15 protein-coding genes are annotated in these 13,680 nt (G+C 53.4%); 8 read left to right on the top strand and 7 right to left on the bottom strand.

Annotated features, from left to right (window positions below):
- Nucleotides 1–125: 125 nt before the first annotated feature.
- Nucleotides 126–3,233 carry a beta-galactosidase gene (locus tag K2184_RS03195; RefSeq protein ID WP_064370142.1) on the top strand — a complete coding sequence of 1,036 codons (3,108 nt, stop codon included), beginning with the start codon at nucleotides 126–128 and terminating at the stop codon, nucleotides 3,231–3,233.
- Nucleotides 3,234–3,288: 55 nt separating this feature from the next.
- A complete protein-coding gene (locus K2184_RS03190) occupies nucleotides 3,289–4,539 on the top strand; it encodes an MFS transporter (RefSeq protein WP_004113311.1) in 1,251 nt (416 codons plus the stop codon).
- 73 nt (nucleotides 4,540–4,612) lie between these two features.
- Here K2184_RS03190 and K2184_RS03185 read toward each other — a convergent pair whose 3' ends face one another.
- The 3 genes from K2184_RS03185 to K2184_RS03175 all read right to left on the bottom strand — a co-directional run bounded on the left by K2184_RS03185 (nucleotide 4,613) and on the right by K2184_RS03175 (nucleotide 6,347).
- Entirely contained in the window at nucleotides 4,613–5,701 is a 1,089-nt protein-coding gene (locus tag K2184_RS03185) for an AAA family ATPase (RefSeq protein ID WP_016808790.1), read from the bottom strand.
- Nucleotides 5,702–5,803: 102 nt separating this feature from the next.
- Complete coding sequence (locus K2184_RS03180; protein WP_024274240.1) at nucleotides 5,804–6,064, bottom strand: hypothetical protein; 261 nt, start codon at nucleotides 6,062–6,064, stop codon at nucleotides 5,804–5,806.
- A gap of 28 nt (nucleotides 6,065–6,092) precedes the next feature.
- Nucleotides 6,093–6,347, bottom strand: a complete 255-nt coding sequence (locus K2184_RS03175) for a hypothetical protein (RefSeq protein WP_004102396.1) — start codon at nucleotides 6,345–6,347, stop codon at nucleotides 6,093–6,095.
- Between the two features lie 275 nt (nucleotides 6,348–6,622).
- On the opposite strand from K2184_RS03175, the gene K2184_RS03170 reads away from it, so the two are divergent.
- Nucleotides 6,623–6,949, top strand: coding sequence for a hypothetical protein (locus tag K2184_RS03170; protein ID WP_004102397.1), 327 nt, complete (start codon nucleotides 6,623–6,625; stop codon nucleotides 6,947–6,949).
- Nucleotides 6,950–7,057: 108 nt separating this feature from the next.
- Nucleotides 7,058–7,330 (top strand): DUF883 family protein, encoded by a 273-nt coding sequence (locus K2184_RS03165; protein ID WP_004102398.1) that lies wholly within the window; start codon nucleotides 7,058–7,060, stop codon nucleotides 7,328–7,330.
- A gap of 233 nt (nucleotides 7,331–7,563) precedes the next feature.
- Here the strand turns inward: K2184_RS03165 and K2184_RS03160 are convergent, their stop codons facing one another.
- Nucleotides 7,564–7,875, bottom strand: a complete 312-nt coding sequence (locus K2184_RS03160; protein ID WP_163525234.1) for a hypothetical protein — start codon at nucleotides 7,873–7,875, stop codon at nucleotides 7,564–7,566.
- 208 nt (nucleotides 7,876–8,083) lie between these two features.
- Between K2184_RS03160 and K2184_RS03155 the strand changes: the two genes are divergently transcribed.
- Together K2184_RS03155 and K2184_RS03150 are read left to right on the top strand one after the other, a co-directional pair.
- The gene (locus tag K2184_RS03155; protein WP_064344407.1) at nucleotides 8,084–8,623 is read left to right on the top strand and encodes a DUF2058 domain-containing protein; all 540 of its coding nucleotides are present in this window, start codon (nucleotides 8,084–8,086) and stop codon (nucleotides 8,621–8,623) included.
- A gap of 109 nt (nucleotides 8,624–8,732) precedes the next feature.
- A complete protein-coding gene (locus K2184_RS03150; RefSeq protein ID WP_032728331.1) occupies nucleotides 8,733–9,215 on the top strand; it encodes a cold-shock protein in 483 nt (160 codons plus the stop codon).
- Nucleotides 9,216–9,442: 227 nt separating this feature from the next.
- Here K2184_RS03150 and K2184_RS03145 read toward each other — a convergent pair whose 3' ends face one another.
- Both K2184_RS03145 and K2184_RS03140 read right to left on the bottom strand, forming a co-directional pair.
- Nucleotides 9,443–9,895 carry a hypothetical protein gene (locus K2184_RS03145; protein ID WP_004102406.1) on the bottom strand — a complete coding sequence of 151 codons (453 nt, stop codon included), beginning with the start codon at nucleotides 9,893–9,895 and terminating at the stop codon, nucleotides 9,443–9,445.
- Nucleotides 9,892–10,452 carry a UDP-N-acetylglucosamine acyltransferase gene (locus tag K2184_RS03140; RefSeq protein WP_004102408.1) on the bottom strand — a complete coding sequence of 187 codons (561 nt, stop codon included), beginning with the start codon at nucleotides 10,450–10,452 and terminating at the stop codon, nucleotides 9,892–9,894. Before K2184_RS03140 ends, K2184_RS03145 begins: the two co-directional genes overlap by 4 nt.
- Before the next feature lie 405 nt (nucleotides 10,453–10,857).
- Here K2184_RS03140 and K2184_RS03135 point away from each other — a divergent pair, with 405 nt between their 5' ends.
- On the top strand, nucleotides 10,858–11,529 hold the full coding sequence (locus K2184_RS03135) for an SOS response-associated peptidase (protein ID WP_163525233.1): 672 nt from the start codon (nucleotides 10,858–10,860) through the stop codon (nucleotides 11,527–11,529).
- Nucleotides 11,530–11,704: 175 nt separating this feature from the next.
- The gene (locus K2184_RS03130) at nucleotides 11,705–12,316 is read left to right on the top strand and encodes a transporter (protein WP_163525232.1); all 612 of its coding nucleotides are present in this window, start codon (nucleotides 11,705–11,707) and stop codon (nucleotides 12,314–12,316) included.
- A gap of 94 nt (nucleotides 12,317–12,410) precedes the next feature.
- On the opposite strand, the gene K2184_RS03125 is transcribed toward K2184_RS03130, so the two are convergent.
- On the bottom strand, nucleotides 12,411–13,679 hold the full coding sequence (locus K2184_RS03125) for a Y-family DNA polymerase (RefSeq protein ID WP_163525231.1): 1,269 nt from the start codon (nucleotides 13,677–13,679) through the stop codon (nucleotides 12,411–12,413).
- Nucleotide 13,680 lies beyond the last annotated feature (1 nt).

The following is a 13,680-nucleotide window of genomic DNA, read 5'->3' as shown; positions in this document are numbered from 1 at the left end:
CAGCTTTTCGTGATCGCCGGTGGGTTTCATTTTCGCCAATATTGCGGCTATAGCGAAAATAACTGATAACAAAATCATATTGTCTAGCGAACGACATTTTTATCACTTATCCGTCAGGAATGCGTATGCAACAACACCACTCTATTTCCGCCGCAGCAGCCACGTTCCATCAGATTCTCGCCCGCGAGGACTGGCAGAACCAGACCATTACCCATCTCAACCGTTTACCGGCCCACCCGACTTTCGCCAGCTGGCGCGATACCGACGCCGCGCGGAAAAACCAGCCCTCCGCGTTCCGCCGCCGGCTTGACGGCCAGTGGCAATTCTCCTGGGCCCGCAGCCCGTTTGACGTGGATGCCCGCTGGTTGGAAGACGATCTGCCGGACAGCCGCAGTACGCCGGTACCCTCAAACTGGCAAATGCAGGGCTACGATGCGCCCATCTATACCAACGTTCGCTACCCTATCGACACCACCCCGCCGCGCGTTCCGCAAGAGAACCCGACCGGTTGCTACTCATTGACCTTTCGCGTTGATGAGAGCTGGCGGGCAGACGGCCAGACGCAGATTATCTTCGATGGCGTCAACTCCGCGTTTCATCTGTGGTGCAACGGCGAATGGGTCGGTTATTCGCAGGATAGTCGTCTGCCAGCGGCCTTCGATCTCTCCCCCTATCTTCAGCCGGGCGATAACCGTATCTGCGTGATGGTGATGCGCTGGAGCGCGGGAACCTGGCTTGAGGATCAGGATATGTGGCGCATGAGCGGTATCTTCCGCTCGGTCTGGCTGCTGAATAAACCGACGTTGCACCTCTGCGACGTCCAGCTTACGCCGCAGCTGGATGCCCTCTACCGCGATGCCGAACTGCTGGTGAACTTAAGCGTCGCCTCACCGGTCGCGCTGCTGGAGGAGCTGACGGTGAAAGTCGAACTGTGGGATGACGATCGCCTGGTCGCCAGCCACCAGCAGTCGCCCGGTTCGCCGATTATCGATGAGCGCGGAAACTATGCGGAGCGCGCGGCCATTCGTCTGCCGGTAGAACGTCCGGCGCTATGGAGCGCGGAAACGCCAGACTGCTATCGGGCGGTCGTGTCGCTATGGCGCGCTGATGAACCGATCGAGGCCGAAGCCTGGGATATCGGTTTCCGCCGCGTTGAAATCAAAAACGGCCTGCTGCTGTTGAACGGCAAACCGCTGCTGATCCGCGGCGTCAACCGTCACGAGCATCACCACCAGCGCGGACAGGTCGTTACCGAAGAGGATATGGTGCAGGATATTCTGTTGATGAAGCAGAACAACTTTAACGCCGTACGCTGCTCGCATTATCCAAACACCCCACGCTGGTACGAGCTGTGCAACCGCTACGGCCTGTACGTCGTTGATGAAGCCAATATAGAAACCCACGGCATGGTGCCGATGAATCGAATATCCGACGATCCGGCCTGGCTACCGGCCTTCAGCGCCCGCGTCAGTCGAATGCTGCAAAGCAACCGCAACCATCCGTCCATTATTATCTGGTCACTGGGGAATGAGTCCGGCGGCGGCGGCAACCATGAAGCGATGTATCACTGGCTGAAGCGCAACGATCCCTCCCGCCCGGTACAGTACGAAGGCGGCGGCGCCGACAGCACCACCACCGATATTATCTGCCCGATGTACGCCCGCGTTGACCGCGACCAGCCGATTCCGACGGTGCCGAAATGGGGAATCAAAAAGTGGATCAGTCTGCCTGGGGAACAACGCCCGCTGATCCTCTGCGAATACGCCCATGCGATGGGTAACAGCCTCGGCAACTTTGCTGATTACTGGCAGGCATTTCGCGACTATCCTCGCCTGCAGGGCGGGTTTATCTGGGACTGGGCGGATCAGGCCATCAGTAAAACCTTCGACGACGGCAGCGTTGGCTGGGCCTACGGCGGTGATTTTGGCGACAAACCGAACGATCGCCAGTTCTGCATGAACGGTCTGGTGTTCCCCGACCGCCGCGCGCATCCTTCCTTAATCGAGGCCAAACATGCGCAGCAGTACTTCCAGTTTGCGCTGCTCGCGCAATCCCCGCTGCGTATCCGCCTCAGCAGCGAATATCTGTTCCGCGCCACCGATAACGAAGAGCTGCGCTGGCAGGTTCAGGCCGCGGGTGAAACTTTTGCTGAGGGTAGCGTGAAGCTGGCGCTTTGCCCGGAGGGCCAGAGTGAGCTGACGTTGTGCGATGCGCTGACGCTGCCCGCCGGCGCGGAAGAGGTGTGGTTGACGCTGGAGGTGGTCCAGCCCCAGGCCACCGTCTGGTCCGACGCCGGGCATCGCGTTGCGTGGCAGCAGTTCCCGCTCGCCGCGCCGCTGGCGCTACGCGGCCCTCGGTCTGCCGGTATCGCGCCAGCGCTGGAGAGCAGCGACGCGGCCTGGATTGTCCGCAGCGGCTCGCAGCAATGGACCATCGATCGGCAAAGCGGTCTGTTAACCCACTGGCAGGTGGACGGCGTGGAACAGCTGCTGACCCCGCTGCGCGACCAGTTTGTGCGCGCACCGCTGGATAACGACATTGGCGTCAGCGAAGTGGAGCGTATTGACCCTAACGCCTGGGTAGAGCGCTGGAAAAGCGCCGGACTTTACGAGCTCAGCGCCCGCTGCGTCCAGTGCGACGCTCAGCGCCTGGCCCATGAAGTGGTTATCGATAGCCGCTGGCACTATCTGCGCGGCGACGAAGCGGTGATTGTCAGCCACTGGCGGATGACATTTGATAGCGAAGGCAAGCTGCATCTGGCGGTCGATGGCGAACGTGCCGGCACCCTGCCGCCGCTGCCGCGCATCGGGCTGAATTTCCAGGTTCCGGACCAGCACCAACCGGTATCCTGGCTCGGCTACGGTCCGCATGAGAACTATCCGGACCGCCGCACCAGCGCCTGCTTCTCCCGCTGGCAGCTGCCGCTGGAGGAGATGACCACGCCGTACATTTTCCCGACGGAAAACGGCCTGCGCTGCGACAGCAAAACGCTGGACTGGGGGCGCTGGCACGTGGGAGGCAACTTCCACTTCTCCGTACAGCCCTATGGCACCACGCAGTTAATGGAGACCGATCACTGGCACTGGATGAAGCCGGAAAACGGCGTCTGGATCACCCTCGACGCTCAGCACATGGGCATCGGCGGCGATGACTCCTGGACGCCCAGCGTACTACAGCAATGGCTGCTGCTTGAGACACAATGGCAATATCAGTTAACGATTCACTTCCAATAATAATCGGGGGCGCAAGCCCCCAACCTTACAGGCATAATAATATGGAATATTCACAATGAAACTCTCTGAACTGGCGCCACGAGAACGGCATAATTTTATATATTTCATGCTGTTCTTTTTCTTCTACTATTTCATCATGTCAGCCTATTTTCCCTTTTTCCCGGTGTGGCTGGCGGAAGTTAACCATTTAACCAAAACCGAGACGGGGATCGTCTTCTCCTCTATTTCGCTATTCGCGATAATCTTCCAGCCGGTTTTTGGCCTGATTTCGGATAAGCTCGGTCTGCGCAAGCATCTGCTGTGGACGATTACGATTTTGTTAATCCTGTTTGCGCCCTTTTTTATTTTCGTCTTTTCGCCGCTGCTGCAGATGAATATCATCGCGGGCGCGCTGGTGGGCGGGATTTATCTGGGGATCGTCTTTTCCAGCGGCTCCGGGGCGGTAGAAGCCTATATTGAACGCGTCAGCCGCGCCAACCGTTTTGAATACGGTAAAGTCCGCGTCTCCGGCTGCGTCGGCTGGGCGCTGTGCGCGTCAATCACCGGCATTTTATTTAGTATCGACCCGAACATTACGTTCTGGATCGCCTCCGGTTTCGCTCTGATCCTCGGCGTACTGCTGTGGGTATCAAAGCCGGAGAGTAGCAACAGCGCCGAGGTTATCGATGCCCTGGGCGCCAACCGTCAGGCTTTCTCCATGCGCACCGCCGCAGAGCTTTTGCGGATGCCGCGCTTCTGGGGCTTTATTATTTATGTCGTTGGCGTCGCCAGCGTCTATGACGTTTTTGACCAGCAGTTCGCCAACTTCTTTAAGGGCTTTTTCTCCAGCCCCCAGCGCGGCACTGAAGTATTCGGCTTCGTCACCACCGGTGGGGAATTACTTAACGCGCTAATCATGTTCTGCGCCCCGGCGATTATTAACCGGATTGGCGCTAAAAACGCCCTGCTAATTGCCGGGATGATTATGTCAGTACGCATTTTAGGATCGTCTTTCGCTAACTCGGCGGTGGAAGTGATCATTTTAAAAATGCTGCATATGTTCGAGATCCCGTTCCTGCTGGTCGGCACCTTTAAATATATCTCTTCGGCATTTAACCCGAAGCTCTCGGCGACCCTGTTCCTGATCGGTTTCAATTTATCAAAACAGCTGTCAGGCGTTGTGCTCTCGGCGTGGGTAGGACGGATGTATGATACCGTCGGCTTCCATCAGGCCTATCTGATCCTGGGCTGTATTACCCTAAGCTTTACCCTCATCTCGCTGTTCACCCTGAAAGGCAGCAAAACCCTGCTCCCGGCCGCGGCATAACATCAGGCCGCCGGAAACCCTCCGGCGGCGCTTCGGCAATACACCGTTAATACACCAAATAAGTCAGTTGCCGCTAGCTGGCGATCCGCGTTTCACCATCGCTATTTTTCAGCCCGTAAATCCGGGCTTCCGCCATGGATGAAACCAGCTCAGCCAGCTCCGCGGAGTGGCTGGTTAGCCAGATTTGGCTATAGCGGGAGGCTTCGACAATCAGCCGGGCCAGCGCGGGGAACATTTGACGATGCAGGCTGTTTTCCGGCTCGTTAATAGCCAGAAATGCCGGCGGACGCGGGCTCAACAGCGCCACCGCCAGGCACAGGAAACGCAGCGTGCCATCGGACATTTCCGCCGCCAGTAAAGGTCGCCAGACGCCATTGCGGCGCATCTTTATCGAGAAACGCGAATTCTCATTTTCACAGTAAAATGTACACTCCGGGAACGCTTCGCCGAGGATCTCATGCAGCAGCTCTTCGGCGCCGATTTCCACGATGGTCTGAAAAGCGGCGGCAAGGTTGTGCCCATCGCTGTCCAGCACCGGTGAGCGGTAACCTACCGTCGGATGACGCAACGGCGAGAGTCTGCCTATATTGAATTCGTGATAAAAGCGCCAGTGGCGCATGGTTTCCCTGACCCTGGAGACTTCAGGAAAGCGGTGCGGCTCGCCCAGTTGGCCAAAAATCGATTCATTCTCATAAATCGCGTCGGTAAAAGTGCTTTTTTCACCATTGACGTCAACCAGGAACGCCGCCTGGTTTTTGCGTTCCAGCACGCGCGATGAAGGGCGTCGGGAAAATCCTGCCAGCCAGATAGACTCCTCTTTAACGATGGGATCCAGCTGGAACTGAGTCGGATACGGCAGTTTTTCCGGGAAACCTACCTGCAGCTGGTAGTCAAACTCATCGGTCAGGCAGGCAATCTGCAGCCGCCGCGGAAAGCGATCGTTCGGCGCGCTCGGCCCGGACCACATAATGTTCTCCAGGCCGCCTTCATCGCTGATATAACCGGAGAACTTTCCATCGGCGCAGGCGGTTAACAGATGGATGGCTTTATAAATGTTGGATTTGCCGCAGCCGTTGGGGCCAAAGACGATATTCAGCGCGCCGAGTTCCAGCTCAATATCCCTGACCGATCTGAAATTTTTTATCCGGATATGGTTAATCATAAATTCCCGAAACTGATAGAAGCGTTTCGCTCTACTGTATCGGAGGCAAAAGGAAAACGAAATATGAGGAGACCGGACGACAAGCGATCGCCCGGAACCTGCTTAGCCGAAGAGTTTTTTCATGCCGCGAGTTAGCGCGACTCTTTTGAGTTTTTCCGTATCCTCATGGCTCTCGTTGAAAACGCCGAAAAAATAGCGTTCATCATCAATGGTCTGCGATACGATTCTGTAGCTCAGCGGCTGACCGGATTTCGCGCCATACTGCGCAGGCGTCACGGAAATCTCCGTCGCGTTATCGGCAACGCTGACCATCAGGCCGTCGCCTTTCCCTCCAACCAGCATCACCTTAATTAACGGGTGCACCATGTCTCTCCCGGGTTGAGGTCAATGATTAATTTTCGATGGCCGCTGGCTGACAGTTGGCCGCTGCGCCGCCCTGGCCGGACGAGCCTTTCGGGGAAGCCGGACGCGCGCCCTCTTTACCAACAACGGGCGGTAACGGCACGCCTTCTTTGTCCACCGCAGGCGGCGCCTTCTGGCAGGTCGCCGTTTTCGTCACATCTGCGCCCCAGGCGGGCATTTGCAGACTCAGGAGCGCCACGGGAGCAAGCAGTAACGTATTCTTCAGTACTTTCTTATAGTTCATACCGGCCTTGAGTAAAAAATGTATTTCTCATGCTGAGCTAAGCGCTGATTATTAGTAGTAAAAGCTGACAAATGATGAAGGAAAAAAGAGGAATTGTGAACATCAATAGTTCTTATTTATGAATTGCGACGTTTCCAGCCCCAGCGCCCGAGGGATCTTATATCTAAGAATTATCTCAATCAATTGAAATAACAGGAATACCACCAATTCTGGCGAAGTTTTTTACAGGAGCACCGCTCTATACTGAAAACGAAAATAACCATCAGGATTATACAATGACAAAACTCCCTCTGATACTTCTTCTGGCTGGCGCGGGGCTATTACAGGGCTGCTCGGCGTTCGATAAACATCACGGCGTTAACTGGGGCGAAGGTACCTGCCCGACTCCCGCGCCAGAAGCGATTAGCAAATCGAAGCAGCTGATTATTGAGGATGGTAAAACCCTCAAATGCCAGATTCGTCCTTATGTCAGCAATATGGCCTGTCAGGGGATCACCGATAAAACTCATGCCGATGGCGTCGTTTGCCAGAACGGATTAGGGCAATCAATTTTGTTTACCTTCGACGATAAAGGCGTACTGCAAAAACACGGTAGCGTGTAAGCGCTCACGCTAGGGAAAATTCCTGGAGTGACGCTCGCCGCGGCCCGAACATTGGTACTTCGCCTGTTAGCCACTAGACTTAAATAAGTCAAACGAAAGGAGAGTCTCATGTCATCACAAGAGTATGAAAACGACGCGCAGAATCTGGCCGATAAAGTGGGCAATAAAGTCAATGAATTTGCCGGGGAAGCCCAGCAGCAGTTTGGTGATGCGGTAGATTCGCCGAAACATCAGCTAAAAGGCGCGGCCCGTAAATACGCCGCTCAGGCTTCGGATGCCGTTTCAGAGGTCTCCGAGCGCGTCAGGGAAAATCCGTTAACCGGACTGCTGGCCGCCGGCGCTATCGGCCTGGTCATTGGTCTGTTGGCAGGACGGAAGTAATTCTCCAGCCTGCGGGCCTGAAAACTGATGGCAAGCCGGTTTTACACCTTTCCCCTATTCCAGCCCGCCAATGGCTGAGAAACACCGGAGTGTTATCAGGTTACGCACTCTTCACCGGCCCGGTAAAGCGCTTGCCGCTACCGGGCTATTTCTCCCCTATGCGGTTTGTCAGCCATCAGAAGCGTTGAGAGCCTGAACGTGGGGTATTGCTGCAAGAAATCCTTAAAGCGCCCTTAAATTCCCACTACCGCAGCCACCTCAAACTGGAAAACGTACGGATCGGACAGCAGCTGGAATTGCTCATCATCGGCATAGGTGACGGCGACATGGTACTCTTCACCGGCAAAAGCGATGATAGCATCCAGATCGTTCCAGTAGGTCGCCAGAAAGAAGTGATCCCACTCCCCCTGCGTTTCCCGCCTGACGAAGGCGCCCGCGTTGCCGGCAATGCTCCGCGAATGCTGCACCCCAGTTGCCTGCAAATGCCCCGCAAACGCATCGCCAAACGCAACGGGAACACAACCATGCCAGGTTCTGACAATCATCGACAGACTCCATATAAAATCAATAAAAATGAATTTATAGCAAATAAAATCGCCACTGTGTGATTTTTTATTCATTTCACACTTTTGCGTCGACACCCTTTTTTGCTGCCGTTTCTGCTTCTATCCCCAGGCCCGACCCTGCACGCTGACACATCCGCTAAAATTACAGGTATAATCCCACAAATTATTCAGCGGATTCAGAAACGAGATGACAAAACTCACCTTACAAGAGCAGATGCTAAAAGCCGGCTTAGTGACCAGCAAAAAGATGGCCAAGGTTCAAAGAACGGCGAAAAAGTCACGCGTTCAGGCGCGCGAGGCCAGAGAGGCGGTGGAAGAGAATAAGAAAGCGCAGCTGGAGCGGGATAAACAGCTTAGCGAGCAGCAAAAGCAGGCAGCGTTATCGAAAGAATATAAAGCGCAGGTCAAACAGCTCATCGAGATGAATAAAATCGATATTTCTAAAGGCAATATTGATTTTAATTTCACGGATAACAATTTCATTAAAAAAATCGCCGTGGATAAACTGACCCAGGCACAGCTGATAAGCGGTCGCCTCGCCATTGCGCGCCTGGCGGGTGATAGCGACGGCGAGAGCAAATACGCGATTATCCCGGCAAGCGTAGCCGATAAGATCGCCCAGCGCGACGCCAGCAGCATTGTCTTAAACAGCGCGCTCAGCGCGGAAGAGCAGGATGAAGACGATCCGTATGCTGATTTTAAAGTACCTGATGATTTGATGTGGTAAACCGCGCAAGCCCGCTCAGGCAAAAGATTTAGACGTAGTCTGCGCGGGCAATGTGCTTTACACTGCGCGCGGCAAAAAATTGAGTAGATAAACGATTAACCAGGCGGTAATGGCGATGAACGGAACGATCACAACGTGGTTTAAAGATAAAGGTTTTGGATTTATCAAAGATGAAAACGGCGATAATCGCTACTTTCATGTGATTAAGGTTGCCAACCCTGAGCTGATTAAAAAGGATGCGGCGGTCACTTTCGAACCCACAACCAATAACAAGGGTTTGTCAGCGTACGCCGTGAAGGTCCTCCCGGAAAGCAAATATATCTATATCGCAGGCGAGCGGATTAAGCTCACGTCGATAAAATCTTACCTGGTTTATAACGAGGAGGAGCCTGCCGACGCCCGCATTGATAAAGAGAACGCGGTCCTCTCCGTGGGCCTGCTGATGGGAAATATCAGGCCAAAATCAGCCGCTAAGCCCGGGGAAATGCGTTCGGTCAAAAAGCTGGCCATCACCACCTTCCAGGGCACCACGCTCATCTTCACGGAAGATGAGATAGACATCGACGCCACGGTGAAACTGCTTAAGGTGTAAGATCCTTCGGTGAAGAAAGCCGGGGCAGAGCTCACTTTCTGCCGCCCGCCTGCCCATGCAGCCTGACGTTTCCCGAACTGGTGTTGTGCAGCCGGGTACCGGGACAGTGGCGCAGGTTTGGCTCTTCTGTAAGCCGCAAAAAAACAGCCGCAACGCGCAGGTTGCGGCTACCTTCAATACGCTTAACTGGCAGCTATCAGGCTCTACGCCCGGCGTTCATTGCTGTATCAATGCCGAGGATCGGCAATGATACGTGAAGGACTGCCGTATAGTACGAGTATCTTATTACCTTCGACAAACAAGGGGGTATTACCTTGTACAACGGTCATCAGATTACCGTTTTCCGTTTCGATAACATATTCCATCCCCGTCTGTTTTGTCGCAGAAGCTTCAAGCGCTGCGCCGGTTAGCCCCCCGACAACCGCCCCGCCAATAGCGCCGACAATATTCGCGCGAGTGCCTCCTCCAATTGCAGACCCTGCAGCCGCTCCCGCGGCCGTACCCGCAGCACCGCCCAAAGCGGATGTGCCACGAATATCGACCGGTCGCGCGCTAATGATAGTGCCGGCAATAGAGCGATTCACCATGCCTACCGAACCCACGGAATAGCTATTCGGGGAAATATCCTGCGCACACCCCCCTAACAACGTGAGCATCGTGATTAAAGCGACCCGTCTCATTTATCTACCTTCGAAGGGAACATCGGGCGGGAGAGTTCAATGCTTTCTAACGCTTGTAAGAACTGCGTAATATTGTTTTGTACCGCGCGGTTTATTGATTCACGGGCGCGAACAACGCCCACGAAGGCATAGGATGCAGGCACAGTTCCAGTAGATTCGATATCTTGCGTATAAATAATATCGCCATTAGAGCGGTTAATTACCTCATAACGCGCAACGGCTTTCGTTGTCATGGCCATGCCAAAGCTCGGAACGTCAATCGCTAAGACTTTCACGTTAAGGCTCACCGTATTAGCAGAGTTATCTTTAAAGATCGCCATTCTATCGAGCGCCTCTTGTAACGAGTCTCGCCAAATGGGGGTAATGGTTTCCATCCCCGCGACGATATCGCCTTTCTGCTCATCGGGACGCGCAAGCGAAACCGTGAGTGATTTTAGCTGTGCATCAATTTTCTTTTGGCTAACGCCAACGCCAGGTGTAGAAAAATTCAGAGGTGGAACGCTGGCACATCCTGTTAAAGACCCAATAACAACAGCAATTAAGAGTAGTTTTTTCATTATTTATCCCCGTTAGTTGTAAGGTCATCCTAACGTAATAAATAATCCAGATATATTGATTTTAATCAGTTAGTTAAATAATAGGATAAACATTATCTCTGACATGGACGTTAAATGGGTTTTGCCATCGCTTTTTGGGCTATCGGCTACGCTCAAAACATTTATCACTGCAATCAGATAAAAGCGCGCAGGATACTGAAAGATAGACACTAATTTATTCAGAACTTTCTCAGGTTTTAATTTTTTAAAGGGATTGAGTAGCGGATATTTGCGCCATAAACCGGGCCCTGCTCAACGAACGTCGAGAGGGCCAGGTCCGCCGCGATTGCAGCCACGGCGCCGTTGAAAATAGAGGAGAAGCATACTGACCTATACTTAAAATCTGATATCCGATGAGAGGTGGCTATGTGCGGACGTTTTGCTCAATCACAAACCAGGGAAGAATATCTGACCTATCTGGCTGAAGAAGCCGAGCGCGACATTGCTTATGATCCGCAGCCTATAGGACGCTATAACGTGGCGCCCGGTACCAAAGTTCTGTTGCTCAGCGAACGTAACGAACGGCTGCACCTCGATCCGGTACACTGGGGTTATGCCCCCGGGTGGTGGGACAAACCCGCGCTTATTAACGCTCGTGCCGAAACCGCGGCCACCAGCAGAATGTTTAAACCGCTATGGCAGCATGGCCGGGCGATTTGCTTTGCCGACGGTTGGTTCGAGTGGAAGCGTGAAGGCGATAAAAAACAACCCTACTTCATCCATCGTAAAGACGGTAAGCCTCTATTCATGGCGGCGATCGGCAGCGTACCTTTCGAACGCGGCGATGAAGCGGAAGGGTTTCTTATCGTCACGTCCGCCGCCGATCGAGGCCTTGTCGATATTCACGACCGCCGCCCGTTAGTGCTGGAGCCTGAAGCTGCCAGGAAATGGATGCGCCAGGATGCCGGTGGGAAAGAAGCGGAAGAGATTATTGCCGACGGGGCGGTTTCCGCAGACCATTTCGCCTGGCACCCGGTATCGCGAGCGGTAGGTAATGTGAAAAACCAGGGACCGGAATTGATACAAGCGCTCAGCTAAGCACAATCTGCATATACCTCTACAGGCGCGATCGTTCCATGTTCGTAAAATATATCACCCAGAATAAGCTAATCCGCATTATGTGTTAAAGAAAGGTTATTATACAGCACAAAGTGAACAGAATTTACATTAACGTCACCTATCATATTCGCCATAATGAAAATTGGTGATGTTAATGACTGTACTTAAAAGCTTTTTCTTCTTCCTTGGCGCGGTTTGTACCTGCGCATTTGTGGTACTTTGCCTGTGGGTCGATATACATTATTGGGATTATAATATTTCGGAATTATCACTCACTGAAATTGTTCAGGAGTTGGTGTTAGCTACCATTGTTGTTATTCATTTTCTGCTGGCGAAGCAGTATAAATCCATGCGCTACTGCAATATTCTTATTGGCGGCTTTTTCCTTGCCATGCTAATTCGTGAGCTGGACGCCCTTTTTGATCTTATTTCTCACGGGAGTTGGGTGTGGTTTGCGCTGATTGCCGCTCTGGCAGCCTTAATTAATCCACTTATTCATTATCGTCAGACCATGGAACAGCTTACACAATATACCCGTACGCCCGGGTACGGCATGTTAATCAGCGGGCTGCTGGCTATTCTGGTCTTCTCCCGACTCTTCGGTATGCAAGGTTTATGGCAGGCCATACTCGATGACGGTTACGTTCGGGTTGTAAAAAATGTCGTTGAGGAAGGCAGTGAATCATTCGGTTATATGCTTTGTCTCACCGCCTCTATTGGTTATTACTGCAATTTTCGCGGAACCCTGGGGCAGGAATCAACCTGAACCCTGCGCTGATATTGGCGTGTTATCCGAGCTGCGAGCTCAAACAGGCAACTTGCTAAGAACGGAATGGTATAGATCTGCGGCGTTCTCCCTATCACCTGACCTGAAGCAAATCGCTGTATCTCGTGGTGTAACGCGGCGAAAGCATCTCTCTTTTCATTTGCCATGCGGTCTGAATACCCTGCCCGGCAAAATAAAGGGTGCCTCTTCCCTCTTGCGAGTTGAGATGATCGAGCACTTCCATAAGCTTGCCGCTGTTATGCCGCGGGGCGTTGTCATCAAACAGGTTTAACTGCGCGACGCCCTGGCTAAAAAAGTCGCCGAGCATGACGCCAGCTTTCTGATAGCGGTGGCCATCGCGCCAGATTTTATCCAGGCACTTTACCGCCGCATGGATAATGTCGCGGGAATCCTGCGTGGGGATGAGAAGCATCACCTGGGCGCTGTTGCCATAGTAAGGCTCATTCAGTGCAAAGGGGGAAGTCTTCACGAACGTCGAAATAAAGCGGCAGTACTGATGCTCACCGCGCAGCTTTTCAGCCGCGCGGGCGGCATAGCTGCAGATCGCCTGACGCACCTGCTCATACTCGGTGACGCGTTCGCCGAAAGATCGGCTGCAGACGATCTCCTGCTTTGCCGGCGGGAATTCTTCCAGCTCAAGGCAGGGCTCGCCGCGAAGTTCTCTTACCGTTCGCTCCAGTACGACATTAAAATTTTTTCGGATAACCCATGCGCTCTGCTCTGAGAGATCCAGAGCCGTTTTGATGCCCATCGTATTCAGTTTCTTACTGATGCGTCTGCCAACGCCCCAGACATCCTCCACGGGAACCAGGGCCAACAGCCGGCGCTGACGCTCAACGTTCGACAAATCAACCACGCCGCCCGTCTGCCTTTGCCATTTTTTAGCCGCATGATTGGCGAGCTTAGCAAGGGTTTTCGTTTGGGCAATGCCAACGCCAACGGTCAGATGCGTACGCTTAAGAACCGTAGCGCGGATCTCTTTACCAAACTCCGTCAGGTCACGGCAGTTTCGCACCCCCGTTAGATCGCAAAAAGCCTCATCAATGCTGTAAATCTCTACCCGCGGCAACATCTCCTCAAGCGTTGTCATCACGCGGTTGGACATATCCGCGTAAAGCTCGTAATTGCTGCTGAAGCAAACTACGCCAGCCCGTCTGAAAAGATCCTTTTGTTTGAAAAACGGTTCTCCCATCGTTATCCCGGCGGCTTTAGCTTCTACGCTGCGCGCAATCACACAGCCATCGTTATTGGAAAGGACAACCACCGGCCGCCCTTTTAAATCGGGTCTGAACACCGTCTCACAGCTGGCATAAAATGAGTTCACGTCACACAGGGCGAACATC

The sequence above is a fragment of the Klebsiella sp. K5-306 genome (assembly GCF_051835185.1).
Classification (GTDB): Bacteria; Pseudomonadota; Gammaproteobacteria; order Enterobacterales; family Enterobacteriaceae; genus Klebsiella; species Klebsiella oxytoca.
This window is presented reverse-complemented; position numbering and strand designations above follow the sequence as displayed.

Coding starts and splice junctions, on each gene's coding strand:
- K2184_RS03175 (WP_004102396.1), bottom strand. CDS start 6,347: ATGAACTATAAGAAAGTACTGAAGAATACGTTACTGCTTGCTCCCGTG.
- K2184_RS03130 (WP_163525232.1), top strand. CDS start 11,705: ATGACTGTACTTAAAAGCTTTTTCTTCTTCCTTGGCGCGGTTTGTACC.
- K2184_RS03140 (WP_004102408.1), bottom strand. CDS start 10,452: ATGAAAAAACTACTCTTAATTGCTGTTGTTATTGGGTCTTTAACAGGA.
- K2184_RS03155 (WP_064344407.1), top strand. CDS start 8,084: ATGACAAAACTCACCTTACAAGAGCAGATGCTAAAAGCCGGCTTAGTG.
- K2184_RS03145 (WP_004102406.1), bottom strand. CDS start 9,895: ATGAGACGGGTCGCTTTAATCACGATGCTCACGTTGTTAGGGGGGTGT.
- K2184_RS03195 (WP_064370142.1), top strand. CDS start 126: ATGCAACAACACCACTCTATTTCCGCCGCAGCAGCCACGTTCCATCAG.
- K2184_RS03135 (WP_163525233.1), top strand. CDS start 10,858: ATGTGCGGACGTTTTGCTCAATCACAAACCAGGGAAGAATATCTGACC.
- K2184_RS03125 (WP_163525231.1), bottom strand. CDS start 13,679: ATGTTCGCCCTGTGTGACGTGAACTCATTTTATGCCAGCTGTGAGACG.
- K2184_RS03160 (WP_163525234.1), bottom strand. CDS start 7,875: ATGATTGTCAGAACCTGGCATGGTTGTGTTCCCGTTGCGTTTGGCGAT.
- K2184_RS03185 (WP_016808790.1), bottom strand. CDS start 5,701: ATGATTAACCATATCCGGATAAAAAATTTCAGATCGGTCAGGGATATT.
- K2184_RS03170 (WP_004102397.1), top strand. CDS start 6,623: ATGACAAAACTCCCTCTGATACTTCTTCTGGCTGGCGCGGGGCTATTA.
- K2184_RS03150 (WP_032728331.1), top strand. CDS start 8,733: ATGGCGATGAACGGAACGATCACAACGTGGTTTAAAGATAAAGGTTTT.
- K2184_RS03190 (WP_004113311.1), top strand. CDS start 3,289: ATGAAACTCTCTGAACTGGCGCCACGAGAACGGCATAATTTTATATAT.
- K2184_RS03165 (WP_004102398.1), top strand. CDS start 7,058: ATGTCATCACAAGAGTATGAAAACGACGCGCAGAATCTGGCCGATAAA.